This is a genomic window from Mycolicibacterium fluoranthenivorans (genome assembly GCF_011758805.1).
In the GTDB taxonomy this organism is placed as follows: domain Bacteria; phylum Actinomycetota; class Actinomycetes; order Mycobacteriales; family Mycobacteriaceae; genus Mycobacterium; species Mycobacterium fluoranthenivorans.
This window is the reverse complement of record NZ_JAANOW010000001.1, coordinates 1,200,116-1,225,475: the sequence shown is the minus strand read 5'-3', so window position 1 is coordinate 1,225,475 and position 25,360 is coordinate 1,200,116. Positions and strand designations below refer to the sequence as shown.

Annotated in this window: 24 protein-coding genes and 1 tRNA gene; 8 read left to right on the top strand and 17 right to left on the bottom strand. The window is 66.2% G+C overall.

Annotated features, from left to right (window positions below; translation table 11 throughout):
• Positions 1–37: 37 nt before the first annotated feature.
• Positions 38–120 (bottom strand) — tRNA-Tyr (locus FHU31_RS06050).
• 108 nt (positions 121–228) lie between these two features.
• On the opposite strand from FHU31_RS06050, the gene FHU31_RS06045 reads away from it, so the two are divergent.
• Entirely contained in the window at positions 229–720 is a 492-nt protein-coding gene (locus FHU31_RS06045; RefSeq protein WP_090360128.1) for a YajQ family cyclic di-GMP-binding protein, read from the top strand.
• Between the two features lie 70 nt (positions 721–790).
• Here the strand turns inward: FHU31_RS06045 and FHU31_RS06040 are convergent, their stop codons facing one another.
• The 4 genes from FHU31_RS06040 to FHU31_RS06025 form a co-directional block, all read right to left on the bottom strand.
• Positions 791–1,252 carry a hypothetical protein gene (locus FHU31_RS06040; RefSeq protein WP_167156726.1) on the bottom strand — a complete coding sequence of 154 codons (462 nt, stop codon included), beginning with the start codon at positions 1,250–1,252 and terminating at the stop codon, positions 791–793.
• A gap of 443 nt (positions 1,253–1,695) precedes the next feature.
• Positions 1,696–2,106, bottom strand: coding sequence for a hypothetical protein (locus tag FHU31_RS06035; RefSeq protein ID WP_167156724.1), 411 nt, complete (start codon positions 2,104–2,106; stop codon positions 1,696–1,698).
• A 195-nt stretch (positions 2,107–2,301) separates the two neighbouring features.
• Positions 2,302–2,769: a lipoprotein LppJ family protein gene (locus FHU31_RS06030; RefSeq protein WP_167156722.1), complete on the bottom strand. Its 468-nt coding sequence runs from the start codon at positions 2,767–2,769 to the stop codon at positions 2,302–2,304.
• A gap of 46 nt (positions 2,770–2,815) precedes the next feature.
• Positions 2,816–4,639, bottom strand: coding sequence for an alpha/beta hydrolase (locus FHU31_RS06025; protein WP_167160691.1), 1,824 nt, complete (start codon positions 4,637–4,639; stop codon positions 2,816–2,818).
• Positions 4,640–4,760: 121 nt separating this feature from the next.
• Between FHU31_RS06025 and FHU31_RS06020 the strand changes: the two genes are divergently transcribed.
• Positions 4,761–5,786 (top strand): NAD(P)H-dependent glycerol-3-phosphate dehydrogenase, encoded by a 1,026-nt coding sequence (locus tag FHU31_RS06020; RefSeq protein ID WP_167156720.1) that lies wholly within the window; start codon positions 4,761–4,763, stop codon positions 5,784–5,786.
• Between the two features lie 24 nt (positions 5,787–5,810).
• On the opposite strand, the gene FHU31_RS06015 is transcribed toward FHU31_RS06020, so the two are convergent.
• The 4 genes from FHU31_RS06015 to FHU31_RS06000 all read right to left on the bottom strand — a co-directional run bounded on the left by FHU31_RS06015 (position 5,811) and on the right by FHU31_RS06000 (position 9,052).
• Positions 5,811–6,368, bottom strand: coding sequence for a hypothetical protein (locus FHU31_RS06015; protein ID WP_167156718.1), 558 nt, complete (start codon positions 6,366–6,368; stop codon positions 5,811–5,813).
• Positions 6,369–6,386: 18 nt separating this feature from the next.
• Complete coding sequence (locus tag FHU31_RS06010; protein ID WP_167156716.1) at positions 6,387–6,686, bottom strand: hypothetical protein; 300 nt, start codon at positions 6,684–6,686, stop codon at positions 6,387–6,389.
• 108 nt (positions 6,687–6,794) lie between these two features.
• On the bottom strand, positions 6,795–8,273 hold the full coding sequence (locus FHU31_RS06005; protein WP_263987999.1) for a sensor histidine kinase: 1,479 nt from the start codon (positions 8,271–8,273) through the stop codon (positions 6,795–6,797).
• The gene (locus FHU31_RS06000; RefSeq protein WP_167156714.1) at positions 8,270–9,052 is read right to left on the bottom strand and encodes a response regulator transcription factor; all 783 of its coding nucleotides are present in this window, start codon (positions 9,050–9,052) and stop codon (positions 8,270–8,272) included. The genes FHU31_RS06005 and FHU31_RS06000 overlap by 4 nt, the downstream gene beginning before the upstream one ends.
• Positions 9,053–9,409: 357 nt before the next feature.
• Between FHU31_RS06000 and FHU31_RS05995 the strand changes: the two genes are divergently transcribed.
• Entirely contained in the window at positions 9,410–11,551 is a 2,142-nt protein-coding gene (locus FHU31_RS05995) for a SulP family inorganic anion transporter (RefSeq protein WP_234901142.1), read from the top strand.
• Positions 11,552–11,650: 99 nt separating this feature from the next.
• A complete protein-coding gene (locus FHU31_RS05990) occupies positions 11,651–12,511 on the top strand; it encodes a type IV toxin-antitoxin system AbiEi family antitoxin domain-containing protein (RefSeq protein ID WP_167156710.1) in 861 nt (286 codons plus the stop codon).
• Between the two features lie 40 nt (positions 12,512–12,551).
• On the opposite strand, the gene htpX is transcribed toward FHU31_RS05990, so the two are convergent.
• Both htpX and grcC1 read right to left on the bottom strand, forming a co-directional pair.
• Positions 12,552–13,424, bottom strand: a complete 873-nt coding sequence (htpX, locus tag FHU31_RS05985; RefSeq protein ID WP_167156709.1) for a zinc metalloprotease HtpX — start codon at positions 13,422–13,424, stop codon at positions 12,552–12,554.
• Positions 13,425–13,494: 70 nt separating this feature from the next.
• Complete coding sequence (gene grcC1, locus FHU31_RS05980; RefSeq protein WP_167156707.1) at positions 13,495–14,502, bottom strand: nonaprenyl/(2E,6E)-farnesyl/geranylgeranyl diphosphat synthase; 1,008 nt, start codon at positions 14,500–14,502, stop codon at positions 13,495–13,497.
• Between the two features lie 63 nt (positions 14,503–14,565).
• On the opposite strand from grcC1, the gene menJ reads away from it, so the two are divergent.
• Positions 14,566–15,780: a menaquinone reductase MenJ gene (gene menJ / locus FHU31_RS05975; RefSeq protein WP_167156705.1), complete on the top strand. Its 1,215-nt coding sequence runs from the start codon at positions 14,566–14,568 to the stop codon at positions 15,778–15,780.
• A 3-nt stretch (positions 15,781–15,783) separates the two neighbouring features.
• On the opposite strand, the gene ppnP is transcribed toward menJ, so the two are convergent.
• Genes ppnP through FHU31_RS05960 form a run of 3 tightly spaced genes read right to left on the bottom strand, consistent with a single transcriptional unit; the run spans position 15,784 to position 17,750 of the window.
• A complete protein-coding gene (gene ppnP / locus FHU31_RS05970) occupies positions 15,784–16,068 on the bottom strand; it encodes a pyrimidine/purine nucleoside phosphorylase (RefSeq protein ID WP_235683531.1) in 285 nt (94 codons plus the stop codon).
• A gap of 33 nt (positions 16,069–16,101) precedes the next feature.
• Positions 16,102–17,043, bottom strand: a complete 942-nt coding sequence (locus tag FHU31_RS05965; protein ID WP_167156701.1) for a CobW family GTP-binding protein — start codon at positions 17,041–17,043, stop codon at positions 16,102–16,104.
• 11 nt (positions 17,044–17,054) lie between these two features.
• Positions 17,055–17,750: a demethylmenaquinone methyltransferase gene (locus tag FHU31_RS05960; RefSeq protein ID WP_167156700.1), complete on the bottom strand. Its 696-nt coding sequence runs from the start codon at positions 17,748–17,750 to the stop codon at positions 17,055–17,057.
• Between the two features lie 94 nt (positions 17,751–17,844).
• Here FHU31_RS05960 and FHU31_RS05955 point away from each other — a divergent pair, with 94 nt between their 5' ends.
• A complete protein-coding gene (locus FHU31_RS05955) occupies positions 17,845–18,669 on the top strand; it encodes an SDR family oxidoreductase (protein WP_167156698.1) in 825 nt (274 codons plus the stop codon).
• Here FHU31_RS05955 and FHU31_RS05950 read toward each other — a convergent pair.
• From FHU31_RS05950 to FHU31_RS05940, 3 genes are all read right to left on the bottom strand, one after another.
• Positions 18,660–19,178 carry a hypothetical protein gene (locus FHU31_RS05950; RefSeq protein WP_167156697.1) on the bottom strand — a complete coding sequence of 173 codons (519 nt, stop codon included), beginning with the start codon at positions 19,176–19,178 and terminating at the stop codon, positions 18,660–18,662. The genes FHU31_RS05955 and FHU31_RS05950 overlap by 10 nt on opposite strands.
• Before the next feature lie 82 nt (positions 19,179–19,260).
• On the bottom strand, positions 19,261–20,853 hold the full coding sequence (locus FHU31_RS05945) for an APC family permease (protein ID WP_167156695.1): 1,593 nt from the start codon (positions 20,851–20,853) through the stop codon (positions 19,261–19,263).
• 2 nt (positions 20,854–20,855) lie between these two features.
• Positions 20,856–22,793: a primary-amine oxidase gene (locus FHU31_RS05940; protein ID WP_167156693.1), complete on the bottom strand. Its 1,938-nt coding sequence runs from the start codon at positions 22,791–22,793 to the stop codon at positions 20,856–20,858.
• A 339-nt stretch (positions 22,794–23,132) separates the two neighbouring features.
• On the opposite strand from FHU31_RS05940, the gene FHU31_RS05935 reads away from it, so the two are divergent.
• Both FHU31_RS05935 and FHU31_RS05930 read left to right on the top strand, forming a co-directional pair.
• The gene (locus tag FHU31_RS05935; protein ID WP_167156691.1) at positions 23,133–24,596 is read left to right on the top strand and encodes an APC family permease; all 1,464 of its coding nucleotides are present in this window, start codon (positions 23,133–23,135) and stop codon (positions 24,594–24,596) included.
• Positions 24,593–25,342 carry an IclR family transcriptional regulator gene (locus tag FHU31_RS05930; protein WP_167156689.1) on the top strand — a complete coding sequence of 250 codons (750 nt, stop codon included), beginning with the start codon at positions 24,593–24,595 and terminating at the stop codon, positions 25,340–25,342. Before FHU31_RS05935 ends, FHU31_RS05930 begins: the two co-directional genes overlap by 4 nt.
• Positions 25,343–25,360 lie beyond the last annotated feature (18 nt).

The window sequence follows — 25,360 nt, the reverse complement described above, 5'->3', positions numbered from 1 at the left end:
CGTCAGGCCCCCTCCGTAGAGGGGGCCTGACCAGGTGTGGCAGGTACAGGATTCGAACCTGTGTAGGCGTTAGCCGACGGATTTACAGTCCGCTCCCATTGGCCGCTCGGGCAACCTGCCGGGTGTCGCACTCCCGGACTCCGGTTTGGTGCGAAGAGAAGGGTACAACGAGGATGTACCGAAGACGAAAACGGCCCATACCGAGAGCACACCGAGAGGGAGGATCCAATGGCGGATTCCAGCTTTGACATCGTGAGCAAGTTCGACCGCCAGGAGGTCGACAACGCGCTCAACCAGGCAGCCAAGGAGCTGTCGACCCGTTTCGACTTCCGCGGCACCGACACCACCATCGAGTGGAAGGGTGAGGAAGCCATCGAGATCGTCAGCTCCACCGAAGAGCGCGTGAAGGCCGCGATCGATGTCTTCATCGAGAAATTGGTGCGCCGCGACATCTCGATGAAGGCGTTCGAGGCGGGCGAGCCGCAGGCCTCGGGCAAGACCTACAAGGTGACCGGCACGCTCAAGCAGGGCATCACCAGCGAGCAGGCCAAGAAGATCACCAAGATCATCCGCGACGAGGGCCCCAAGGGTGTCAAGGCACAGATCCAGGGCGACGAGGTCCGGGTGAGTTCCAAGAAGCGCGACGACCTGCAGGCCGTCATCTCGCTCCTGAAAGGCGCCGACCTCGATGTCGCCCTTCAGTTCGTCAACTACCGCTGAGTCCGGATACGCGCAATCCAGATACGCGAAGAGCCCGGAGACCACTGTCTCCGGGCTCTCTGCGTTGGTTCTACTGCGACTCGGGATCCGTGCCGCCATGGGTGATGGCGCGGACGAACTGGCCCGGCGCGGCCGCAAGGCCACCGGCGATCTGCCTCGGCGCGTTCGCCAAACCGTTGGCGATATTCTGCGGCGCGGTGACGACCTGCTGGGCTCCTACGATCGCCTGAAGGGGCAGAGTCCCGATACTGGTGACGAGCTGCCCGGGCACCGCGGGCAGACCACAGGGGCTTACCGATCCGTCGTCGTTGGCCGGGCAGCCCTTGCTGGCGAACAGCTGCCCGGGCGCCACCGCGAGACCATCGGCGATCTGTTGCGGGGCCTGCACCACATTGTCCGCGATGGTGCACGGGATCGAGGTGAACCCGGGCGCACAGCTCGCCTGCGCGGGCGCCGCGGTCGCGAAGCCGCCGAGGCCGGCGATACCGACGGCGCCAAGTCCGGCGGCGACGAAGATGAGAGTTCTCTTCACTGCTACTCCTATATGGGATGGCGAATTGCCGGGGCGCGGACGAATTACGCTCAGCGTAGCTCAACTTTATCCACGCTGCGCCTTTGTTGCGGTCGCTGCAGCAACGGTCCCAATGGGGCAAGAAACCCGCTGAACTGTTGGTTTATCGCCAATACTGACGGACCTGCAAGTTTGCGGGTCCGATAGAGGGAAAAAGATTGCGAAGTCAACTAAACGCCGTCCCAAGTTTCTTGCAAAGGCAATAAAAATGGGGACCATCAACTTGCGAAATCAAATAACTTCAGCCAAGGCCGGACCGCTACGTCGGCACGTCCACGAGAGATGTGCCGCCAGATCGCACTTCATCCAGCCACCGCCGAACCCCTCGCCGGACGAGCTCGAGCATCAACACAAGGAGCCCGGAGACGACTGTCTCCGGGCTCCTTGTGTCGGTGTCAGATGCGCTATTGCGACTCGGGGTCCGTACCGCCGTGGGTGATGGCGCGGACGAACTGGCCCGGTGCGGCCGCAAGGCTACCGGCAAGCTGCCCCGGCGCACTACCCAGGCTGTTGGCAATATTCTGCGGCGCCTGGAGCACATTGGCAGCGATCGTCGTCGGCGCGTTGAAGACCGTCTGCGCGCCGGCAGCAGCCTGCGCCGGCAGGGTCCCCACACTGTAGGCGAGCTGCAGGGGCGCCGCGGCGAGGCCACCCGCGAGCTCCCCGGGCGCCGCGGCCACATTCGTCACGATCGTGCACGGGATCGAGGTGAATGAAGGCGCGCACGCCGCCTGCGCGGGCGCAGCGGACGCAAAGGCAAAACCGCCGAGACCGGCGGCGCCGATCATGCCGGCGACGATGAGGGTGCTCTTCACTGAATTCTCCCAGGGATCGAGATGTTGTTGCAGACGCAAAGATGAGTAGGCTCAGAGTAACGCCTATGCGAGAACTTTGTCGGTCAGTTGAATGACATCTCGTGTACGCCGACCGGGCGACGAAACAGGTACGCCAAGAAGCCGGCCGACACGCAGCCGTGAATTCGTTGCGCTGGAAGAACTCCGAAGCGTCGTTCAGCTGTCGCTGAGAAGTTCCTCAGTGATCGGACGGCCGACCGTCGCCCCGTCGTCGCGATGGTCGGTGCCATCCCGGCACTCACCGAAAACGGTGTAGGCGATCCGGCCCGGTACGTGCGCCCGCCCCATCACCACCATCACGCCGTCCTTGTTGATGACGGTGCCGTACGGCTTCTTGCCCGGCGGCGGTCCGTCGGTCCAGCCGGCGGCCACCATCGCATCGGCCACCTGCCGCGCGTACACATCGGGCGCGATATCGACGGGCAACTCCGAGCTCATCTCCACCCTGCCGCGGTACGGCGGCTCGCCCTGGTCGTTGCACGACTCGAACGAGAAGCCGCCCGAGACGCCCCGCAGGCCGGCGACCTTCCGCAGTTGCCTGCCGACGTCGACCACCTGCTGGGTCGACTGTGCGGGCGTCAGCGGATTGGCCGGTCGATCGGCATCGGGATGTGTGGGATTCATCGCACACCCTCCTAACGTCAACATGACGGCGACGGTCGCCGCGACCCTACTTGTATTCATGATCTGTGGTCACCGAACTTCCTGAACGCTCTGCTTGCGGGTCGATGAAGGCCGGGGAACCGGGGATGTCGGAATCGATGTGCGGCAACGGAATGTCGATCCCGAAGGGCAGATCGACGTGATCGGGTGTGCTGATATGCGGCTGTCGACGGCCCTCGGCCAGTAGCCCGTCGCCCTCCAACCGGTCGGCGTTCCCGCTGGCGATATCGGTCATCGCACGCAGAGATTCACTCCCCATGTCGTAGTAGTGCGAGTGGTCGTGGGTGCTCAGGCCACCGTGCCCGGCCACCTCGGCGTCGAAACGCACCGAGCCGTACGCCTCCCCGGCCGGGTCGGCGCCCAGACCGGCATAGGGCCCCACCGGATACCCCAACTGCTGGTTGAGCACATTCGCCGGAATCGCACCCGGGGTACCCAACCAGCTCACCGGATCGGTGGACGCCGAACCGACGTACACCTGTCCACCATCGAGGTGGAAGTCCGCCGCACTCGTGGCCAAATCGGTTCCCGGACAACCGATCAGCACTGCGTCATTGGCCCGCATCCCACTTCCGGCGAAGGCGTCGGCCACCGTGGTCGAGCCGTACGAATGACCGATCACCGTGATATGCGAGGAACCCTCGTGGGTGGCCGACAGACCGTTGACATCGGCGGCCAGCAGTGCGCCCCCTTGGCGCGCCAGATCCGGATTGGCGATCCGAAGATCGGTGAAACCGTCCGGTGCGTCGTAGCCCATCCACATGATGACGGCTGTCGGATCGTCAGGATCGGCCAGCGCTGACTGGTCGTAGAGGTTGATGGCGTCGTTGTGGCCGTCGGCCAGCCAGCCGTCGCGCACGCTGCTGCCGGTGCCGGGGACGATGACGGCGGTGTTGCGGGCCTTGTCCGGATTGCCGATCGCGATGGCGGCCCGGCCCTGCCCGTTGTCGGCCATCGGCTGGTACCCCCACAGCATCACCGGCCGCGGGTTCTGTGGGTCGGAGCCGCGCTGGTGCGTCAGCCCCTCATCGGTGCGCCGGGCGTTGTAGAAGCGGGTGGCATCGTCTTGGGTCAACCCGTACTTGGCCGGGTCCTTGATGACCTCGTCCTCGGAGACGCCGTGGCGACCGGCGACCTCGCGCACCCGGTTCAGGTCGTCGTGCATCACCGCCTGATTCACCTTGTCGCGGATCTCGGCGGGAATGCCGTTCAGGTTGCCCAGCTCAGCGGGGTGTTCGGCGACGTAGCGGTCCTTCTGTTCTTGCGGCAGCGAATCCCACCACTTCTTCACGTCCTCCGGTGCGGTACCGGCCGCCGGGATCTGCGGTGGCGGCGGCGCACCCGGCGGCTGCTGCGACGGCGAGACGCCTACCGCGGCCCGCACCGACTCGGCGGTTTCCCGGTCGATCTCGTCGAACAGCTCCAGCAGTCTCTTGATGAGCGCGGTCCAGGCCAGCGCCAGCCCGGTGAACGCCGGCGGCAGGAACGGCGGCGCGGTGCAGGTACCGTCGTCGGCAACCTGCCAGCCCAGTGCGCGCAGACCCGACACCACCGACAGCAGTCCGGTGCGTGTCGAAGACAGCTGAGCCCCGCCCCGCTGCAGGGCCGCCTGACAGGCCAACATCCTGCCGCGCAGACCCTGCATCTCGGCGAGCTGGCGTTCGGCCCGGGCCACGGCGGCGTCGGCGGCCGAACCCGACCAGGCCCCGCGCAGCGCGGCGATGACCTGGCGTTCACCGGCGATGGCGGAGTCGAGGTGAGCGATCTTGGCGCCGAGCTGGGCGGCGGCGGTCAGCAGGCTCTCCGGATGCGACGCCGCCACCAGCGAGATCGAAGTCAACGAAAACCACACCCCCAAACCGACCCCTTCGATCGTCGCACAGCCCGGAAGGGTTTCCGCGCAACAATCGAATCGGCCACGAACGCGGGGACGGCAAAACTAACCTGGCCGCATGGCAGCCGCGCAACGTGTACCGAATGTCGTCGTCCTGGGTGGTGGATCGTGGGGCACCACCGTCGCATCGATCTGCGCGCGCCGTGGACCGACCCTGCAGTGGGTGCGATCCGAGGAGACCGCCAAGGACATCAACGACAACCACCGCAACTCCCGGTATCTCGGCGATGAGGTGGAGCTGCCCGACAATCTGCGGGCCACCACTGATTTCTCCGAGGCGGCCAACTGCGCCGACGTGATCGTGATGGGCGTGCCCTCGCACGGGTTCCGCGGCGTACTGCAGGAGCTTGCGAAGGAACTTCGGCCGTGGGTCCCGGTGGTCTCACTGGTGAAGGGCCTGGAGCAGGGCACCAACATGCGGATGAGCCAGATCGTCGACGAGGTGCTGCCCGGGCATCCGGCCGGGATCCTCGCCGGGCCCAATATCGCGCGCGAGGTCGCGGAGGGTTACGCGGCGGCGGCCGTGCTGGCCATGCCGGATCAACATCTGGCCGCCAACTTGGGACAGCTGTTCCGCACCAGGCGATTTCGCACGTACACCACCGACGATGTGGTGGGTGTCGAGATGGCCGGAGCGCTGAAGAACGTCTATGCGATCGCGGTGGGCATGGGCTACTCCCTGGGTATCGGGGAGAACACCCGGGCCATGGTGATGGCGCGGGCGGTCGCCGAGATGTCCAAACTCGGGGTGGCCCTGGGCGGACACCGCGACACCTTTGCCGGCCTGGCCGGGATGGGTGACCTCATCGTGACGTGTACCTCGCAGCGCAGCCGCAACCGTCACGTCGGCGAGCAACTCGGGCGGGGCAAGACCGTCGAGGAGATCATCACCTCGATGAATCAGGTGGCCGAGGGCGTCAAGGCGGCCTCGGTGATCATGGAGTTCGCCAAGGACTGCGGGATCACCATGCCCATCGCCCGTCAGGTCGACGGGGTGATCAACCACGGCGCCACGGTGGAGGATGCCTACCACGGGCTGATGGTCGAGAAGCCCGGCCACGAGGTCTACGGTTCCGGCTTCTGATCTCGACGCGCAGTCGCGAGAGGATCAGTTGAAGTACGGGTTCCGGGCGGCGCCGTCGGGCCGATCCACCAGCGGGTTGGTCTGGTTGACGATGTAGCTGCCCGACGGGCTGAGCACGAACCCGGACTGGTCGAACGAGTTCTGACAGGTGGTCATCACGCCGTCCGTGCCGCAGGTGATGTTCTTGTAGCTGAGCTTGTTGTTCGGCAGCAGCGGGTAGACGTGCCCGGTGAGCGAACCCCAGATCGGGGCGTGGGATACGGCGAACGCGGGCGGTCCGACCTGACCGCCGGTGATCGCATTCGCCTCCTCCGGCGGGGCCGGGATCGGACCGCTGCAGCCGTAATCACCGGTGGTCCGCATCATGATGCAGACCAACCCGCCGGGTGCGGCGAAGGCGTACATCGACCCGTCCATCACCATGAACTGCGAGGGCTTGGCCAGCTCGTAGCCGCCGATATTCGGCGGGGGCGGTGGCGGCGGAGCGGGGTCGGCCGCCGCAAGAGGAAGGCCCATGCCGGGCATAGCGACGGCCGCGGCGCCGGCGGCGCTCGCCAGCGCGATCAGCATCTTGCTCAGCATGGGCCCACCCTAACCTGGTCACCTCGCGCAGGCCAGGTCAACGTAGACGGTCGTGTACCGGACGACTTCCTGCGTGTTTCCGCGCGGGAACGCCCTCAGCTCGGTGATATCGCGCCCCGGGCGGACCCCGCTGACGCTGCACTGGTCGATCGAACCCGCGCCCACCTTGGTGGTGATGACGCGGTAACCCTCGGACTGCAGCTGATCGATGGTCTGCTGCGCGGTCGACGGACCGGTCGGGGCGGCACCGGCGGGAGCGGCCAGCACCAGTCCGGCCGCGGCCAGGCCGACGGGGAGGAGAGTGAGCGATCTGAGCATGCGATACACCTTTCCGTGAATTTCTGAATACACGTCCAGGCTATTACCGATATGCACGAATTCCCACACATGCATATCAAATGCAAACAATGGCGATTCAGGCCGAACTCATACCAATTGCGAAGCCGGCGCCAGCGGCAGGTCAACCGTGAAAGTTGTTTCTTCAGAGGAAGACTGGACCGTCACCGCGCCCTTGTGAGCCTCTATGATCGACGCGACAATGGCCAGACCCAGACCGGTGCTGCCCAACTCTCGCGACCGGGATTTGTCGGCGCGCACAAATCTTCCGAACAAGTTCGGCAACAATTCCGCATCAATTCCCGGACCGTCGTCTGTGACCGTCAGAAGCGCGCGGTCACGCCGGATGTCCAGTCCGATCGTCACGGTCACCCCGGGCGGTGTGTGCATCCGGGCGTTGGTCAGCAGATTGCCGAGCACCTGATGCAGCCGCGCGCGGTCTCCGCGCACCCAGACCGGATCCTCGGGCAGACGCGTCACCCAGTGGTGCTCCGGCGCCGACACCGCGATGTCGTTCACGGCGTCGACCACCAGATCGGCCAGGTCGACATCATCGCTTTCCAGGTCCTGTCCTTCGCCGAGTCTGGTCAGCAGCAGCAGATCCCCCACCAGTCCGGTCATCCGGCGAGCCTCGGCCTCGATGCGGGCCAGCGCGTACTCGGTGGTGGGTGGAAGCTCGGCGCTGTCCTGGCGGGTGAGCTCGGCGTACCCCTGGATCGCCGCCAACGGCGTCCGCAGCTCATGGCTGGCATCCATCAGGAACTGCCTGGTGCGCCGATCGGAGGCGGCGAGCTCGGCCAGCGCGCTGTCCACGTTCGCCAACAGCTGGTTGAGGGCTTCGCCCACCACCCCGACCTCGCTGTCGGGGTCGGTGTAGCGCTCCTGCACGCGGGCATGGATACGCGGATCGTCGGCATCCAGGCGCAGGGTGGCCACCTTGGCCGCGGTCGAGGCGACCCGGCGCAGCGGCCGCAGCGCATACCGGACCACTGCGACCGTACCCAGCGCCGTCACCACCAGCGCGACGACGATGATCACCGCGAGGGTCACCGTCTTGCGGGCGATCACCTGATTCGCGCTGTCCAGCGATACCCCGCACAGCAGCATGTGCCCGTCGCCGTCACCACCGGCGGGCTCTGCCGCCAACCGGTAGGCACCCAACCCGGGCAGTTTCACCGTGCGGGGGCCGGCACCGGTCCAGTCCAGGCTGTCGAGTGCCTCGACAACCGCACGCGGCGCCGGGTGCGGCTCCCCGTCGGAGAACACCGCCGACTGCACCACTTCCCCGTCGTGCAGCACCGCGATCAGGTTGCCCGGGGCCTGCCCGACGAACGCCGACAATGCGTCGGCATCGACCGCATCCTCGGCTTCATCCTTCTTGAGCTGCAACTTGTGGAACGAGTGACTGAAAGCGGCCAGCGACCGGGACAGTTCCGTGTCGCCCATCGTGCCCACGTAGGTACGCAGGCTGTAGACCGACAGCACGCCCACCGCGAGCAACACGACGGTCACGATGGCGGTGACTCCGAGCACCAGCTGCCGGCGCAGCGACCGGGGCCACCAGATCACGCCGGCTCGGTCGACGGCCGCAGCATGTAGCCCACCCCGCGCACGGTCTGGATCATCGGCGCCCGGTCGGTGTCGACCTTCTTGCGCAGGTAGGAAATGTAGAGATCCACGATGCTGGACTTGCCGCCGAAACCGTAGTTCCACACCCGGTCCAGAATCTCGGCGCGGCTGATCGCCCGGCCCGGATTGCGCATCAGGTATCGCAGCAGTTCGAATTCGGTGCCGGTCAGCGCGATCGGCGTTCCGGCCCGGGTGACGTCGCGACTGGCGCCGTCGAGTTTGAGGTCACCGACCGTGAGCACCTCGTCGGCCGGCGGGGTGGTGTGGCTGGACCGGCGCAGCAGCCCACGCAGCCGGGCCACCAACTCCTCCAGGCTGAACGGCTTGGTCATGTAGTCGTCGGCACCGGCGGTCAGCCCGGACACCCGGTCCAGCACGGAGTCCCTGGCGGTGAGGAACAACGTCGGGGTGTACCCCTGCGCCTCACGGACCCGCTGCAGAATCTGCATCCCGTCGATATCGGGCAGCATGATGTCGAGCACCACCACGTCGGGTTCGGTCTCGTCGAATTTGGCTACGCCGTCGTGACCGTTGTGGGCCACGTCGACCACCCAGCCCTCGTAGTGCAAGGCCATCTTGACCAGGTTGGTCAGGGCGGGCTCGTCGTCCACCAGCAACACCCGAATGGGCGATCCGTCGGCTCGATTAATCTTGGGCAGCTGACCGAGGATGGCTTGACGGGGGTGTTGGGTACGAGGAGGTAACGACATCGTGGCCATACACCCATTCTGCTGACCTCGCAGTGCACTGTCACGGAGTTCATAGCGAGTTCTTAGACGTTACAACGGTATGACCCGCATCACCTTTCGCCTCGTCAAGTGACACGCAACGAAACAATCTGCGGTACATCACGTTTCACATCACAATGAAAGACACCACACAGCAGAAGATTTGGGTTCGATATGCAACCTCGAATCTTCCTTGACCGCTTGTCAACGCGATAAATACGCTCGCCCATAGCAATTGCCCCGCAGAACGCGTAACCGACTGCATTGCAACTTGTTTCGACGTATTCGAGATCCAGCTGCGACAAAGATGTCGTTTGTACCCACAATCCCGTGATGGGAGCTTTTCACATGCGGCAAACAATTCTGCGGTACGACCTCCCCGCCTCACTGGTGGTGTTCCTGGTCGCACTGCCTCTATCCCTCGGTATCGCCGTCGCCTCCGGGGCACCCGTACTGGCCGGGCTCATCGCGGCCGCAGTCGGCGGGATCATCGCCGGCGCGATCGGCGGATCCCCGTTGCAGGTGAGCGGTCCGGCGGCCGGCCTCACCGTCATCGTGGCCGGCTTGGTGGCCGAGTTCGGCTGGAAGGTCACCTGCGCGATCACCGTGTGCGCCGGCATCCTGCAGGTGCTGTTCGGGCTCAGCCGCATCGCACGGGCGGCCTTGGCGATCTCGCCGGTGGTCGTCCACGCGATGCTCGCGGGTATCGGCATCACCATCGCTCTGCAGCAGGTGCACGTGCTGCTGGGCGGGAATTCGCACAGCTCGGCGTGGGCCAATGTCACCGCACTGCCCGGTCAGCTGGTCTCCGCGCACGGACCCGGGCTGTTCCTCGGGGCCCTGGTCATCGCGATCCTGGTGGGTTGGCGCTGGGTGCCCGCCACGCTCCGCAAGGTGCCCGGACCGCTGGTCGCCATCGTCGGGGTCACCGCGCTGAGCGTCCTCGCGCCCTTCGACGTACCCCGGATCCAGCTCGACGGTTCCCTGCTCGACGCGATCGCGCTGCCCAGCCTGCCCGACGGCAACTGGGGTGCGTTCGCCACCGGCGTGCTGACGGTGGCCCTCATCGCCAGCGTGGAGAGCCTGCTGTCGGCGGTGTCGGTGGACCGGATGCACTCCGGGCCGCGCACCGATTTCGACCGGGAGCTGATCGGGCAGGGCGCCGCCAACATCGCCTCCGGCGCGGTCGGCGGTCTGCCCGTCACGGGCGTCATCGTGCGTAGTTCCACCAACGTCACCGCGGGCGCCAAGACCCGCGCCTCGGCCATCCTGCACGGTGTCTGGATCCTGGTGTTCGCGGTGCCGTTCGCCGGGCTGGCCCAGCTGATCCCGTCGGCGGCGCTGGCCGGCCTGCTGATCGTCATCGGTATGCAGTTGGTCAAGATCGCTCATATCGAAACCGCCCGCCGCACCGGCGATCTCGCGGTCTACGTCGTCACCGTGCTGTGTGTGGTGTTCCTCAACCTGCTGGAGGGTGTGCTGATCGGACTGGCCCTGGCCGTCGCCATGACGGTGTGGCGGGTGGTCCGTGCCAAGGTCGCGGCCGAAGAGGTCTCGCAGAACCACTGGCGCGTGGACATCGAAGGTTCGTGCACCTTCCTGTCGCTGCCGCGGCTCACCAGCGTGCTGGCCACGGTCCCGGCCGGCACCGACGTCACGATCGAGTTGTCGGTGGACTTCCTGGACCACGCCGCACACGAGGCCATCGAGGAATGGCGCCGTCAGCACGAGGCCACCGGGGGCAGTGTGCACCTGCACGATCTCGGCGCCGTCGAGATGGGCAGCGCCGTCGACGGGCCCCCCGAGCGCGGGTTCACCCCGTTCGACAAGCGCTCCGGGGTGGCGCCGTGGAGCACCTGGCAGAAGAACCACATGCCGTCGGTGCTGCACGGCCTGGCCAACTACCAACGCAGGACGGCCCCGGTGCTGCGGCCGCATCTCAAGGAACTGGCCGATGAGCAGCAGCCCGAGACGTTGTTCCTCACCTGCGCCGACTCGCGCGTGGTGCCCAACGTCATCACCAGCAGTGGCCCGGGCGATCTGTTCACCGTCCGCAACGTCGGCAATATGATCCCGGCGGGCCAGAAGGACGCGTCGGTCGAGGCGGCCATCGCGTTCGCGGTGGACCAGCTGGGCGTGTCCTCGATCGTGGTGTGCGGGCACTCCAGCTGCGGTGCGATGAAGGCCCTGCTGCACGGCGCTCCGGAGGACGAGCACCTGAAATCCTGGCTGGCACATGGTGACCCGACGCTGGAGGCGTTCCAGGGCGGTGGCCATCCGGTGGCACGGTCGGCCGCGGTGGCCGGGTTCGGCACCGAGGACCAGCTGTCGATGGTGAACATCGCGGTGCAGGTGCAGACCCTGGCCCGGCACCCGGTGTTGGCGGCGCACCCCGGCATCGAGGTGATCGGGTTGTTCTACGACATCGCCAGCGCCGACGTCCTGCGGGTCACCCCGACCTTCGTCGAGACCCTGGTCGGCGCCGCCTGACCTCGTGATTTCGGCGCGCTTACCCGCGGTGACCGCGGGTAAGCGCGCCGAAATCGCTGTTGAGGGAACCGTGGCCGCTCGGTCCGCGTCAGAACCGATGTGCTCGACGATCTTCTCCGAAGACATGACGGCGTCATCACCCTCGACCAGGCCAAGGCAAGCGGACTCAGCGCGGACAGCGTCCAGCGGCTCGTGGCGTCGGGACACTGGCGCCGGTGCGCACGCGGCGTCTATTTCGTCGACGACCGCCCCTTCACCGACGCGGCCCGAATCCGGTCCGCCGTCTGGGGATACGGCAAGCAGGCCGCGGCCTCCGGACTCGCGGCGGCCTGGTGGCAAGGCCTGACACGCTTCGCACCTGAGGTCACCGAGATCACCGTCCCGCGGAACAGCCACGGCAGACGACGGGCCGGGTGCCGGGTACGCAGACGCGATCTCGCCCCAACCGACCTGACATCCTGCCGCGGACTCTGCGTGACGGCGCGGCCGCTGACCGTCGTGGAAGCAGCCACCCGGCCGGGCGGCGGGGCCGCCATCATGGACGCTGCACTACAAGGGGGTTCTCCACTGCGCGAGCTCTGGCAGGCGCACCTACGCAACAAGGGCAGGTACGGCTCGCCGTCGGCCAGACGATTGCTGTTCGCCGCACAAGACGGCGCACGGTCGGAAGCCGAGCGGCTGTTGGTCAAGGCGCTCAGGGTGGCCGGTATCACCGGCTGGCTTGCCAATCATCCGGCCGGTCCGTATGTGATCGACGTCGCGTTCCCCGACCTGGGCGTGGCCATCGAGATCGACGGCTGGGCCTTCCACAGCGATCCGGAGAAGTTCCGCAGTGACCGGCGCCGGCAGAACTACCTGATCGTGAACGGCTGGCAGGTACTGCGGTTCACCTGGCTGGATATCACCGCATACCCCGAACGTGTCATCGGGACCATCCGCTCGGCGATTTCGGCGCGCTGACACGCGCTCAACGCGGGAAAGCGCGCCGAAATCGCTCAGCTCAGAGGCGGCGGCCGGCCATATCCTCCAGGCGACGGATGCGGTCCTCCATCGGTGGATGGGTGGAGAACAGCTTGCCGATCTTCTCCCCCGCCCGGAACGGGTTGGCGATCATCAGGTGCGCCTGGTCGGCCAGTTGCGGCTCGGGCGGCAGCGGCGCGGCCTGCACGCCGTAGGCGATCTTGCGCAGCGCGCTCGCCAGCCCCAGCGGGTCACCGGTCAGCTCGGCACCGGACTGGTCGGCCTGGTACTCGCGCGACCGCGACACGGCCAGCTTCACCACCGTCGCGGCAATCGGACCCAACAGCGAAACCAGGAGCATCGCAAACGGATTCGCGCCACCTTCGCGGTTCCCGCCGAACATGCCGGCGAACATCGCGATATTGGCCAGCGCGGTGATCACCGACGCGAGCGCGCCGGCCACACAGGAGATCAGGATGTCGCGGTTGTACACATGGGACAGCTCATGGCCCAGCACGGCCCGCAGCTCACGCTCATCGAGGATCCGCAGAATCCCGGTGGTGCAGCACACCGCGGCATTGCGCGGGTTGCGCCCGGTGGCGAAGGCATTGGGGGCGTCGGTATCGCTGATGTAGAGCCGGGGCATGGGTTGACGCGCCGTGGTCGCGAGCTCCCGGACGATGCGGTACATCGCCGGCGCCTGCATCTCGGTGACGGGCTGGGCGTGCATGGCCCGCAGCGCCATCTTGTCGCTGTTGAAGTAGACGTAGGCGTTCATGCCCACCGCGAACAGCACCGACAGCCACAGGATGGACGGGTTACGGAACAGCGAGCCGATGAACACGATCAACGCCGACATGCCGACCAACAGCACGAACGTCTTCATCCGGTTGGCGTGTGGATGCCAGGTCATCTGCTTCCCTTCCTACGAAAGTCCCCGCTCCCTGTAACGCCGAGCCACCCCCCGCAGGTTCCTGCGCCGGTTATCCGTGCCGGTTGACGGTGTAGTCCACCAGCGTCGCCAACGCGGCCCTCCCCGGCCCCGCGGGCAACAGGTCCAATTCAGCGCGGGCCTGACGCGCGTAGTCGGCCACCGCCTCCTTGGCCCGCGTCATCCCGGGCGAGCGGCGCAGCAGGCCGAGCGCCTCGGCCACCTCGGCGTCGTCGGTGACCGGACCGTCCAGCAGGGCCCGCAGCCGGTCGCCGTCGGCCCCCTGCTCCCGCAGGGCGTACAGCACGGGCAGTGTGTGCACCCCTTCACGCAGGTCGGTGCCCGGCAGCTTGCCCGACTCGTCAGGGTCGCTGTCGATGTCGATGATGTCGTCGGAGATCTGGAAAGCCGTACCGACGATGCCGCCGAGCCGGGCCAGCCGCTCGATCTGCTCCTGGCCGGCACCGGAGAACGTGGCACCGAACCGGCCGGAGGCCACAATCAGGCAGGCGGTCTTCTCGTACACCACCTTCAGGTAGTGCTCGACCTCGTCGGCGCCGGTGACCGCACCCCGGGTCTCGCGCATCTGCCCCGTCACCAGCTGGGCGAAGGTGTCGGCGATCACCCGCACCGCTTCGGGTCCCAGCCTCGACACCAGCCGCGACGCGGTCGCGAACAGGTAGTCGCCGGCGAGGATGGCGATGTTGTTGCCCCAGCGTGCGTTGGCGCTGTCGGCGCCGCGGCGCACCTGCGCCTCGTCCATCACGTCGTCGTGGTACAGCGTGGCCAGATGCACCAGCTCGATCACCGCGCCCGCGATGGCGACGTCGGGATGATCGGGACTGGGGCCCAGGGAGGCGGACAGCACGGTGAACAGCGGACGGAAGCGCTTGCCACCGGCCTGGAACAGATGCTGGACGGCCTCGGCCATCAGTTCATCGGCTTTGCCCAGTTCAGTGGACATCAGGTCCTCGACGCGGGCGACACCGTCGCGCACCCGTGCGGCAAACTCCGGGTCCCCGAAGTCCACCCCCGCCACCACACTCCCCGGTGTCCTCATGGTTCCAACATACTGTGAGTCATGCTGGATACGGCGGGCAGGAGCGGAGCGCCCCGGGGAGCAATGAAGGCAGATGTGGTGGTCGTCGGTGCCGGGCCCGCGGGTTCGTCGGCCGCGGCCTGGGCGGCACGCGCCGGTCGGGACGTGCTGGTGATCGACTCGGCGCAGTTCCCCCGGGACAAGGCGTGCGGTGACGGACTGACCCCGCGGGCGGTCGCCGAGCTGGAGCGGCTCGGCCTGGGCACCTGGCTGGACGGCAGAATCCGGCACCACGGTCTGCGGATGTCCGGATTCGGCGCCGACGTCGAGATCGGCTGGCCGGGCCCGTCGTTCCCGTCGACCAGCAGTGCCGTGCCCCGCACCGAACTCGACGACCGGGTCCGGATGGTCGCCGCCGACGACGGCGCGAAGATGCTCCTGGGATCAAAAGCCGTTGGTGTGCAACATGATTCCGGTGGTCGAGTGTCGGCACTGACCCTGGATGACGGCACCGAGATCGGCGTGGGCACGCTGATCGTCGCCGACGGCGCCCGCTCGACGCTGGGCCGGGTCCTCGGCCGCACCTGGCATCAGGAGACCGTCTACGCGGTGGCGATCCGTGGGTACCTTGCCTCCGCGCGCGCCGACGAACCGTGGCTCACCTCACATCTCGAATTGCGTTCCCCCGAAGGCGAAGTCCTACCCGGGTACGGCTGGATCTTCCCGCTGGGCAACGGCGAGGTGAACATCGGGGTGGGGGCGCTGGCCACCGCCAAGCGGCCCGCCGACGTCCGACTGCCGCGGCTGATGGCCTACTACGCGGGCCTACGCCGCGAGGAATGGGGTTTCACGGGATCACCTCGGGCCGGGCTGTCCGCACTGCTCCCGATGGGTGGGGCGGTATCCGGTGTGGCCGGACCCAACTGGATGCTCATCGGCGACGCCGCAGCGTGCGTGAACCCGCTCAACGGCGAAGGTATCGACTACGGCCTGGAGACCGGACGGCTGGCCGCCGAACTCCTGGACCAGCGAGATCTCACCCAGGCCTGGCCCGCCGTGCTCACCGAGCACTACGCGCGCGGCTTCTCGGCCGCACGGCGGCTGGCGCTGCTGCTCACCTATCCGCGATTCCTGCCGATGGCCGGTCCGGTGGCCATGCGGTCGGAGTTCCTGATGAAGGTCGCGGTACGCATGATGGGCAACCTGGTCACCGACGAAGACGAGGACTGGACCGCCCGGGTGTGGCGGTCGGCCGGAATGGCGTCACGACGGCTCGATCAGCGCAAGCCGTTCAGCTGAGCCTCAGCGGTACTCGCACAGGTAGGCCGTCTCCACCTCGGCGCGCACCCCGAATGTGCTGTCCGTCGGCACGGTGAACTGTGTTCCGGCAGCGAAGGTTTCCCAGTCATCGCGGCCGGGCAGCTTGACCGTCAGCGCACCGGAGACGACGTGCATGATCTCCTGGGTCGACGTGCCGAACTCGTACTCCCCGACGGCCATGACACCCACGGTCGCCGGGCCGTCGGCCGTCGCGAACGCGATCGAGGCGACATCGCCGTCGAAGTACTCGTTGACCTTGAACAACACAGCTCCTCGCACTCGGGTGAGCGGTCAGCATACCTAGACCACGTACTTGAGCACGCCGAGGATCGCCGCCTCGTCGGCGGGCTCGGTGAGGCACGCGTCCAACGCGGACCGGAGTGCGGTGGTGTCGATATCGGTGCCTATGAACACCAGTTCGGTGCCGGCCCGCCGCTGCCTCTCGAACCGGACCGATCCGCCCACCAACTGCAGCACATACCGGTGCCCCGGGCCGAAGTCCACGAAACCCTTTGCCCGGTACAACCCTTGGGGCCGATCGCGGAGCAGTGCCATGAACTGGCGCGGGTTCAGCGTGCTGTCGGCCCGGAACTCGACGCTCTGGTACGCGGGATGGTCATGGTCATGGTGATGATATTCGTGCAGCAGCTCGTCGAACGACATCTGTGCGCGCGGTGGGCGGGGCGCGGGATCGATCAGCAACCGGGGGTCGATGGTGGCGAAATCGGTGGGCAACAACGGCACTGCGGGGTGTAGCGCCCGCACCTGCGCGGTGACCGCTACCAGATCCCCTGCCGCAGAGGCCTTGTTCAGCACCACCAGGTCGGCCACCCGTACCCCGTGCTCGAGGTCTGCCGGTGCGGTCGCGTCGACCACCAGGACCAGCCCGGCGTAGTGGAAGCGCTTGTCGTCCACCGCCATGATGGTGCGGGCCAGAGCCGGGGGCTCCGCGACGCCGCTGGCCTCCACCACGATGAGGTCCAACCGGGGCTTGACCGCCGCCAGCTTGCCGAGCATCTCGGCCACCTCACCGTCGTCGGTGACACAACAGATGCACCCGTTCGAGAGCGAGGCCATCGCGTCCACCTGACCGGCGACCAGCATGGCATCGATGTTGACGGCACCGAAATCGTTGACCAGAGCGCCTATTCGGGCACCGGAGCTGTTGCGCAGCAGGTGGTTGAGCAACGTGGTCTTACCGGCACCGAGGTGCCCGGCGACGGCGAGTACGGGGATGCTCACGCCAGGGCGCTTCAGTCGACGGGCGGTTTCACCGCCGCATGCAATGCGACGATGCCGCCGGTGAGGTTGCGCCAACGCACCGAGCCCCAGCCGGCATCGGCGATCCGGTCCGCGAGTGCGGCCTGGTCGGGCCACGCGCGGATCGATTCGGCCAGGTACACATAGGCATCCGGGTTGCTGGACACCGCCGACGCCATCGCGGGCAGCGCCTTCATCAGGTACTCCTTGTACACCGTCGCGAACGGACGATTGGTCGGCGTGGAGAACTCGCACACCACCAGACGGCCACCCGGACGGGTCACCCGGGCCATCTCGCGCAGGCCCGCCACATGGTCGACCACATTGCGCAACCCGAAGCTGATGGTCACCGCATCGAACACGCCGTCCGCGAACGGCAGCCTGGTCGCATCGGCACCCACCTTCGGCACCGCGCGGGATGCGCCCGCACCGAGCATGCCCACCGAGAAGTCGGCCGCCACACACCACGCGCCGGAGGCCGTCAGCTCCACCGTGGACACCGCCGTCCCGGCCGCCAGGTCCAGCACCTTGTCGCCCGGGCCGATCTGCAGCGCAGCGCGCGTCTGACGGCGCCAGAACCGGTCCTGGCCCAGCGACATCACCGTATTGGTGAGGTCATAGCGGCGGGCCACGGCGTCGAACATCGACGCCACCTCATGGGGGTCTTTCTCCAGCGTCGCTCGACTCACCGCACTAAAACTACCTGTGAATCCCGTACTTCCGGGAATGGGCGTCCCGAGGTGACGTTGGTATCGGTCGTAGGCACCTGAGGAGGGCTGTTATATGGCTGAGAAGATCTGGTTCATCACCGGCGCATCCCGGGGCTTCGGCCGGGAATGGGCCGTCGCGGCCCTGGACCGCGGTGACAAGGTCGCCGCGACCGCGCGCGATACCGCCACGCTGGAGGACCTCACCCGGAAGTACGGCGAGGCGGTGCTGCCGCTGCGCCTGGACGTCGACGACCGCGCGGCCGACTTCGCCGCCGTCACGCAGGCCCACGACCACTTCGGCCGGCTGGATGTCGTGGTCAACAACGCCGGCTACGGCCAGTTCGGCTTCATCGAGGAGCTCTCCGAGACCGAAGCCAGGGACCAGATCGAGACCAACGTGTTCGGCGCGCTCTGGGTCACCCAGGCTGCGCTGCCCTACCTGCGGGCGCAGCGCAGTGGCCACCTCATCCAGGTGTCCTCGATCGGCGGGATCACCGCGTTCCCGAACGTCGGGATCTACCACGCCTCGAAGTGGGCGCTGGAGGGCTTCTCGCAAGCACTGGCCCAGGAGGTGGCGTCGTTCGGCATCCATGTGACGCTGATCGAGCCGGGTGGCTTCGACACCGACTGGGCCGGCTCGTCGGCCAAGCGCGCGACACCGCTGCCCGACTACGCCGAGGCGCACCGGCAGGCACAGGAGGCCCGCGCCAAACGCGTCGCCAAATCCGGCGACCCGAAGGCTTCGGCCGCCGCCGTACTCAAGATCGTCGACGCCGAGAAGCCGCCGCTGCGGGTGTTCTTCGGGGAGCTGCCGCTGCAGTTGGCCAAGGCCGACTACCAGTCCCGGCTGGCCACCTGGGAAGAGTGGCAACCCGTTTCGATCGAAGCTCAGGGCTGATCGGTTTTCGCCGCGGCCACAGTGCTCAACACGGCCGCCACATTGAACACGATCTGCAGAACAGCGAGAGCGGTGGCCGTATAGAAGAGGAGCGCCACAACGGGATTCATCGGCATGTGCTGATGAATCGCCGTAGCGGCCATCGGGACCGGCGACTGAACGCCGGCGGACCCGATTTGGTGGTGCACGTGTGCCGACAGCCCGGCCGGCACGTCGTACTCGTCGGCAGACATCGACAACGCAAGGATGAGGTGCAAGCCGACCATAGCCGCAGCCAGCGCCGCAGCGACGACGCAGTCCTGGGTGGTCGGCGCCGCCCAGAGTTTGCGGGCACACGGGATACAAGCCAACGCGAGTACCGCCATCACGGCCGTCACCACAGGTGCAGAAGTGAAATGTGTTGACAAAAGCGGAATGTGGGCAAGCGAGCAGACCAATGAGAGCACCGCAAGGGGACGCCCGAACCTGTGCTCGACGTTCGGATTCGTCAGCAGTACCGGTGTGGTCATGATGAGCTTCCTTGCCGGAGGGTGGTTGACAGGAGAGCCGCCGGCACCGGGTACAAGATGCCGGCGACTCTGCTTGGGTCGGTCAGGCCAGCGGAGCCTGTTCGGGAGAACGCGCGGTAGGCGAGGCCGTCGCCTCCCCCGGTCCGTCGCCTTCGCCGTCCGTGTCATAGACCGGACCTGTACCGTCTACGGCCAGGACGACTCGGCCGATCATCTGGTATTTCTCCGGCGATGTGCGCCGCAGGTAGAGGGCCACGACCACGCCAATGCTGAACAGCGTGACGGCGATGTAGGGGATCAATTTGAACAACAGCGACTGGGCGGCCGATCCCGCTGCGGTGTCCAGATTCTGGATCATCAGAACCACGACGGCGAGCATGCCGAGCCCGCCTGCGACCGGTGCCACCCGGACACGCCAGACGCTCTCGCCGGGGTGGTGCTGGCGGAAGTAGTTAAAGACCGCCGCCATGGTGATGGTCTGCACGATCAGCAATGAGAAGGTACCGACCACCGCCAGTAGCACGAAGATATCCAGGTAGGGATCCTTCTTGAAAGCCCAGAACCCGGTGATCCATACCGCTGCCACCGCCGACTGCGCAAAGGATGCCGCGAACGGTGACCCGTGTGTGCGGTGGGTGCGGCCCAGTACCCGGGGCAGGAGCCCTTCCCTGCCAAGTGCGTATCCGTACCGCGAAGCGCAGTTGTGGAATGCCAGCGCGCACGCGAAAGACCCACTCATCATCAGCCACTGGAAGATCAGGACAGCCCAATGCCCGGCGAACACCTCGGTCGGATGAAAGAACATGTCCAACGGGTTGCTGCCCTGTGCCCTGGCGATGGACTCCGCCCGGCCGTTTCCGGCCACCGTCATCCACGAGACGAAGATGTAGAACAGGCCCACCCCGGTAACCGCGACGAGCGTGGCGATCGGGATGATTTTGCGCGGGTTGCGTGATTCCTCGCCGTACATGACCGTCGACTCGAATCCGGTCCACGACCAGAACGCGATGAACATGGCCAGCCCAGGTGCTGCGATGGCCAAACCGTTGGGTTTGAACGCATTCAGGGGATTGATGGCATCGGTCATCAAGCCATCTGGACCTCCGCCGTGGAACAGCACGGCGAATGCCATGACGGCCAGAATCGCGATCTCGGTGATCAGGAAGATCGACAGAACCTTCGCTGCCAGCGAGATGTCGAAATACGCCAAGGCTGCGTTGATCGCGATACAAGCAAAGGCGAACCACGGCCACGGGATGTCGACGCCCACCTGATCGATGAAGACCTTGTTGCCGAAGTACGCGAAGATCCCGACCAGAGCAGCCTCGAACACCGAGTAGCAGAACGTGACCATGTAGCCCGCGCCCAGCCCGGCGACGCGGCCGAGACCGTGAGAGATGAAGCCGTAGAAGGCTCCGGTGGAGGTCACGTGCCTGGCCATGGCGACGTAGCCGACCGCGAAAACGCTCAGCACCACAGTGGCATAGATATAGGTGGCCGGGGTCCCGGTTCCTACCCCGAATCCCACCGAGAACGGTACGTTACCGCTCATCGCCGTGATCGGGGCTGCGGTGGCCACGGCCATGAACACCACATCGATCAGCCCCAGGGTGTTCGGTTTCAGCCTGTCCACGTGATGCTCAGGCAGCGCCGAATCGGCTGCGGGTCGATTCATCGTCAGCCCTCGCATCCGCAGTGATCGACACCGGAATTCCGCTCGGGCACTGGCAGATTGAGTGTCGGATTCTGGTCGAAGAAGCCGTGCGGCTGCAGAATGAATCCCACGTGCTGACGGGGCATGACCGGCCAGTCCTCCAGCCGCACCACATGATGCATGCCGAACGTGTACCACACGACGATGTCCTGGTCGACGATGTCGCGGTTGGCCGCAACGTATTCGGGCAGGCCGGCACCTCCACGAGACTGGTTCGGGTCCCCGGCGGGGTAACGCTCGGACTCGTCGTACGCCGTGACCCAGAAGTTGTTGGTGGCGAAGCCGGCACGTTTGGACACCCACGATTCGGGTGTGGCGCACAGGGTGATCGCGTCGGTGGGCTGTAACCGGTAGGCCACGGGCTCATCGACGAGGTTCCGACTGTCATGGTTGACGATCTTCCAGAACCGGTGCTTGCCCGCGTCGGCGCGGCGTACGGCATCTTGTTCTCGAGGGAGTAAGCGGTCGACGGTATAGAAGCAACTCTGGGTTGGGTTGTCTTCGGGCACAACGGTATCTACCTCGTAGACGGCATTGCGAGGTCCGTCGAGTTCGAAGTCCAGTCGCACATTGAAGATGTGCTGATGGATCGGGGCATAGAGACCGTCGTTGTTGAGGGTCTGCCCGTACAGCGACTTTGTGCCGGCAACCTGCCCCGCGGTGGACAGAATGCCGGTCGCTTTGACCAGGAACTCGATGGTGCCATCGAGGTAGAGGTGCCAGTAGAAGCCGTATTCGTAGTTGGCGACGGTGGCGATGAACGAGACGACCAGCTTGCGTGAGCGACGGACCTCGGCGGTGTCCTGCCGGTAGTCGTAGTGCTTCCACATGATGGAATCGTCTTCTTCGTGCATGCAGACGGCGTTCTTGATGGTGAACGGGTTTCCATGACTATCGCTGACCACAGCGTCGAAGTAGTGGATCTCACCGAGGCAGTCGCAGCCCAGTGCCAGCGAGTTCGCCAGCGCACCGATGTTGTACTCGCCCGCGTCGAAGGCGTTCTTCTTGTGCTGCACCGGTGACGGGTCGCCGTAGGGCACCACCATCTCCACCAGCGAGGCACGGTTGATGACCGACCGTTCCCGGCCTTTGTCCCGGAACGTCATCTGATGCAACACGAGGCCCTCACGCGGGGTGAATCCGACCCGGAAGCTCCAATCGCCCCAGCTGACGTGCTGACCGTCGACGGTGAAGGAGCGGCCTTCGGGAGAACGGATCTCGATCGGTTTGATGTCCGTGCGGGTGGGTCCGACGTGCTGGGGCAGGTAGTTGCCGGTGGCATGCGGAACCGGGACAAAGCCGTTGTCCTCGATCTCTACCACTTCGCCAGTGTTGAGGTCGTAGATGATGATCAGACCTTCGGCGGGGTGTGCGTAGGGGTTGTCATCGGGATCGTGGCGGACGAACACCAGGGTGCGCATCAGCCGGCGGCCTTGATCATCTGCGCCGTAGTAACCGGCCGACCACGGTTCGATACACACCAGGTCCAGATCGGTCAGGCCGCGGCCGGCCAGCGCCTCGACCACGCGTGGGTCCTTCTTGCAGTTCTCTTCGCATTCGGCGAACTCGTCGAGCATGATTGGCGGCTGGGTGCCCGTGGGGCGGCGCTTCCAGTCGGCGACGGTGTCGGTGTCCAGGTCCACGGCGGCCTCATACGAATGTCCGGTCGCCCTATCGATCAGTACGGCATCCGCCCGCCGGGTGATGTCCGAAAGATTCTGACGTAACTGGTCTTTCGAGGGTTCGTGAAGCTCGACCTGAACGAAGCGGAAGCTGTCAGCAGCTGCCGGACCGCCTTTGAGGACGGCGACCGCGCGGGCGATCTCCCGCCCGGCCAGCGGGTCCAGCGGGTGCGCACTGCCCAGATCTGCGCGAGCCAGGTCTGTTTCTTGGATGGACATGGTCAATCGCTCCTCATGCAGGGTTGGGTCGACTGCCGTCCGTCGTGATCCGGTCGGCGCCGCGATGGGTGGACCGGCCACCCCGATCACGGGTGCTCGCCGGCCACGCACTGGACACTATCGGCGGTTTGTGACCGGGAGCACATATCGGGGACAACTCGCATGAGAAGTTTGACCTGCAAAAATCCCGCGCCGATTAACATGCATGAAACATGAAGGACATCTCCTCGACATGAGCTACTCCGACCCTGGGCGTCGTCACATGTCGCGCAGATCCCGCCGGTGAGCGGATTCGGGCGGCTCCGAACGCGCAAGCGGCCCCAGGATGAGAGTTCAGCGATGGCCAGTCCCCGAGCGTTGGTCGCCACCTCATCCCCCATCCACGGGCTCCCCCGCCGCCAACTACCGCTCATGCCGGTGTTTGCGCAGTCGGTCGCCGCGGTCGCCCCGTCGGGAGCCGCGGCCGTCATACCCGCGCTGGTTCTGGCGAGCGTCGGCGGCGGCGGCGCCATCGCGGCTTTCGCCGCGGCAGCTGTTGTGGTGCTGCTGGTCTCGGCGTGTCTGCGTCCCATGGCGCAGCGGATGTCCGCCGTCGGGGGGATCTACAGCTATACGGCGCGCGGCCTGGGCCCGCTGGTGGCGGTGCCGACGGGATGGTCCGCCATCATCGGCTATGGCGCCGTGGGTATGGCGGGGCTGATCGCCGTCGGAACCTATCTGTGCAACATCATGGTCTCACTCGGAGTCACGTCCGGGATTCCGACGGCAGCCATCATTGCGGTGCTCATCGGTGCGTCCGTCATCGCCACCGCGATCATGGTTCGCGGCATACGCGTGTCGGCCTGGATCACCCTGCTGATCGAGTGCATCTCGATCGCGCTGCTCGCTGTCCTTTTCGTGCTCGTGCTCGTCACAACGCTCCGTCACGGCACGCCGGTACGCGCCGCGATGACCTGGACATCCGGCACGCAGAATCTCGCGGTCGGAGTCGTGGTCGCCGTCAGCGCATTCGTCGGCTTCGAGAGTTCCACCACGCTCAGCGGCGAAGCGCGCCAACCGTTTCGCTCCGTACCCTTGACCATCCGGTGGACCCCCGTGATTGCGGGGGTGCTCTACATGGCGTCGGTAACCGTCCTGGCGATCGCGCTGCATGGGGCACCGAGTTCGGTCCAGCACAGTTCGACGCCATTCGTCGCCCTTCTCGCCGCCCAGCACGCGACGGCCCTGTCCGCCATACTCGACCTGGGAATCGCCGCCTCCTTCTTCGCGTGCACCGTGGCGTCGATCAACGCCCTTGTACGAGTGCTGTTCTGCATGGGACGCGAGGGCGTCGCCCCGAGCGTGCTCGGTCGTACGCACCCTCGATTCAAAACGCCGGCCCCCGCGATCATCGCCTCGATGGTTGTGGTGACCACGGCCCCGATCGTGGTGCTCGTCGCCGGTACGAAGCCCCACGACGGCCTGCTGATCTTTCTGACGCTGAGCGCCTGCGGATACCTGGGCACGTACCTGTCGGGATGCATCGCCGCACCCATCCTGCTGCGCCGAATCGGCGAGTCGACACTGGGCGGTGCGGTCCTGAGCGCCCTCACCACAACGATCCTGCTTGTGCTGTTCGGTAACGCCATCTACTTTGCCTGGCGCGACGGCGCCGTCCTGCTGTCGGTATACGGCGCACTGCTCGCCGTCAGCGTGCTCTACACCATCGGGCTTCGGTTCCTGGCACCACAACGACTGAGCGCCGTGGGCATCTACGACGAAACCCAGCGGGGGGATCTGCTTGACTCGGTGCCGTTCCGATGACGGCCCGCCGCGACCCTTCCCCTCATCATCCGAGCACGGTCTCGAACTCATTGGAGATTCTGGAAACCGTTGCGGCGCTGGGCCTCGGGGTAACCGCGAAGGAGATCGCGACTTCGCTGCACATGCCACCCGCAACGGCATACCGGTTGCTCAATGCCCTGGTCGCCGAGGAGTACCTGGTCCGGACCGCCGACCTGCGTGGCTTCGGGCTCGGGGCCCGGCTCAACGGATTGTTGACCACCGCCTCGACGCCGAATCTGTGCCACGCCGCCCGAGTACACCTGGCCGCCGTGCGGGACGAGGTTCGGTTCGCCATTCATCTCCTGGTGTTCCACCCGACGTCGGTTCGCGTACTGGACGCCGATCCTGATCACCCTGTGCGCGCCGAACGCGAACTGGTCCGCAATCTTCATGCCTCGGCGGCGGGCCATCTGCTGCTCGCGTCCGCCTCGACCTGGCAACGACTACTTCCGCCCACTGCACTACGGAAGCTAACCCCACACACCATCACCAGCCTCGCCGAACTCAACGAGGCTCTACGGGCCGTACGGTCCGCGCAATTCGCTGTGCAAAGCGACCAGCTCGAAATTGGCCTCGCTTGTGCCGCTGTACCACTCCTCGATACCGAGGGTGATGCCGCTGGAGCTCTCTGTATCGCCGGGCCATCGGCTCGAACCGACACTCTGCTGACCCATATCGACAGACTTCGCGCGCACGCACGCGAACTCGCGCCGCTCGTCTTCTGAAAAGGCTGCCGTCCGGTC